Here is a 2,500-nt window from a genome sequence, read left to right as displayed (position 1 = left end):
ACGACTTCCCCACTGTCTCCAGGACATGCTCAGCGAAATTGAATTCTCCGTGAAGATGCGGAGTACCCGCGGTTAGACGGAAAGACCCCGTGCACCTTTACTGCAGCTTCAGAGTGGCATTGGACAAGAACTGTGTAGCATAGGTGGGAGGCTTTGAAGCATTGGCGCCAGCCGATGTGGAGCCATAGGTGAAATACCACCCTGTTGTTGTTTAATGTCTAACCTCGTACCGTGAAACCGGTACAGGGACCCTCTGTGGCGGGTAGTTTGACTGGGGCGGTCGCCTCCTAAAGAGTAACGGAGGCGCGCGAAGGTTGGCTCAGGACGGTTGGAAACCGTCTGTTAGAGTGCAATGGCATAAGCCAGCCTGACTGCGAGACTGACAAGTCGAGCAGAGACGAAAGTCGGTCATAGTGATCCGGTGGTCCCTCGTGGAAGGGCCATCGCTCAACGGATAAAAGGTACGCCGGGGATAACAGGCTGATAACCCCCAAGAGCTCATATCGACGGGGTTGTTTGGCACCTCGATGTCGGCTCATCACATCCTGGGGCTGGAGCAGGTCCCAAGGGTTTGGCTGTTCGCCAATTAAAGTGGTACGTGAGCTGGGTTCAGAACGTCGCGAGACAGTTTGGTCCCTATCTGCCGTGGGCGTCGAAATTTGAGAGGAGTTGACCCTAGTACGAGAGGACCGGGTTGAACGTACCTCTGGTGTACCTGTCGTCGTGCCAACGGCGCAGCAGGGTAGCTATGTACGGACGGGATAACCGCTGAAAGCATCTAAGCGGGAAGCCTCCCTCAAGATAAGATTTCTCAGGACGGTCGAAGACCACGACCTTGATAGATCGGATGTGGAAGTGCGGTAACGCATGGAGCTAACCGATACTAATTGTCCTATTCGCGCTTGAGAGCTCCACACCCCCACCATCAGCCCTGGGCTAGATGGCAAAAGGGTCTGGTCAGCAAATCCAGCCAGTGCACGCATCGATTTTAAACCCAAACCCCCGCCCACAAGCGGGGGCACGTATTCTCGCAGACTCTATTGCCTGGTGGCCATAGCGTCGGTGTCCCACCCGATCCCATCCCGAACTCGGCCGTGAAACCCGACTGCGCCAATGGTACTACTGCTCAAGCAGTGGAAGAGTAGGGCGTCGCCAGGCATTACAGTCTGCGAAAATACAAAAACCCATTCACTTGTCCTTGCCCCTATACCCAGTGTCGCGGGGTGGAGCAGCCCGGTAGCTCGTCAGGCTCATAACCTGAAGGCCGCAGGTTCAAATCCTGCCCCCGCAACCAACTCAACAACAACCAAACCGTCTCAGGATCTCCCGAGACGGCTTTTTTGTGCCTGTTTCCTGCGGCTTAGGCCCGAGTCGCGGACGCTCAGGACGCTTCATATCCGCCCCGGCGGTGCCAGGACGTCGATTTGCCTTTGGGGGTATCTTCGTGGGTATCATCCCGGCCTCGCCACGAGATACCCCCATGGCCCTCAAAGAGCTGAGTAGCCCCTAGTTTTCTAGACGCCTTCCGCCTTCAAAACCTGCAGCCGTTCGAACGCGACGGGCGACAGCATCCCGTTCCTGACCTGCTTGCGTACAGGGTTGTAGAACATCTCGACGTAATCGAACACGTCCTGCCGGCTTCCTCGCGGGTTTTATAGGTGCGGCGCCGGATGCGCTCGCGCTTGAGCGAGGAGAAGAAGCTCTCGGCGACGGCATTGTCATGGCAGTTGCCGCGTCGGCTCATCGAGTGCGCAAGATTGTGAGCCCGGATGAAGGTGGCCCACTCCATGCTGGTGAACTGCGAGCCCTGGTCGGAGTGGATCAGCACCCGTTGCTTCGGCTTGCGCCGCCATACCGCCATGTGCAGCGCCTGCAGCACCACATCGGTGGTCTGTCGGCTCTGCATCGACCAGCCCACCACGCGGCGGGAATACAGGTCGATCACGACCGCCAGATAGACGAAGCCTTCCAGGGTGCGAATGTAGGTGATGTCCGTCACCCAGGCCCGGTCTGGCGCAGCGACGTCGAACTGGCGGTCCAGCGTGTTGTCGACCGCCAGGGACGGCTTGCCGCCATGGCTGCCGGGCCGGCGCTTATAGCCGATCTGCGCCTTGATGCCCGCCAATCTGGTCAATCTGGCAACCCGGTTCGGGCAGCAGGTTTCGCCGTGATCCAGCAGGTCGTCGTGCAGCTTGCGGTAGCCATAGACCTTGCCACTGTCGTTCCAGGCCCGCCGCAGCAGCTCCGTTTGCCGAGGATCCTCCCGAGCCCGCCGGCTCAGCGGGCTCTTCTGCCAAGCATAGAAAATGCTAGGCTGCACGGCGAGGCAGCGGCACATTGCCCGCACGCCAAAGTGATCACGATGCTGGGCAATGAACGCGTATCTCACTTTGCATCCCGAGCGAAATACGCGGTGGCTTTATGGGATGGCCCGCCCCTTTTCCCCGGCATCGGATATGATGCTGGTGCTTGAAGAGGAAAGGAGCGGACCGATGTCTAT

At 58.7% G+C, this 2,500-nt stretch carries 1 tRNA gene, 2 rRNA genes and 1 pseudogene (1 of these 4 cut by a window edge); 3 read left to right on the top strand and 1 reads right to left on the bottom strand.

The features are described 5' to 3' along the window. From OC550_RS22935 to OC550_RS22925, 3 genes are all read left to right on the top strand, one after another. Window positions 1–907, top strand: a 23S ribosomal RNA gene (locus OC550_RS22935); it begins 1,912 nt to the left of the window's first position. Between the two features lie 136 nt (window positions 908–1,043). Then, window positions 1,044–1,158: ribosomal RNA gene (gene rrf / locus OC550_RS22930) — 5S ribosomal RNA — on the top strand. 59 nt (window positions 1,159–1,217) lie between these two features. Beyond that, a tRNA-Met gene (locus tag OC550_RS22925) sits at window positions 1,218–1,294 on the top strand. Window positions 1,295–1,514: 220 nt separating this feature from the next. Here the strand turns inward: OC550_RS22925 and OC550_RS22920 are convergent. Beyond that, window positions 1,515–2,413 (bottom strand): annotated as a pseudogene (locus tag OC550_RS22920) (IS3 family transposase); the annotation flags it as partial. Between the last annotated feature and the right edge of the window lie 87 nt (window positions 2,414–2,500).

The sequence above is a fragment of the Arthrobacter sp. Marseille-P9274 genome, from assembly GCF_946892675.1.
Lineage (GTDB): Bacteria > Actinomycetota > Actinomycetes > Actinomycetales > Micrococcaceae > Crystallibacter.
The sequence above is the reverse complement of the archived record's forward strand: the minus strand, read 5'-3'. Positions and strand labels throughout refer to the sequence as shown.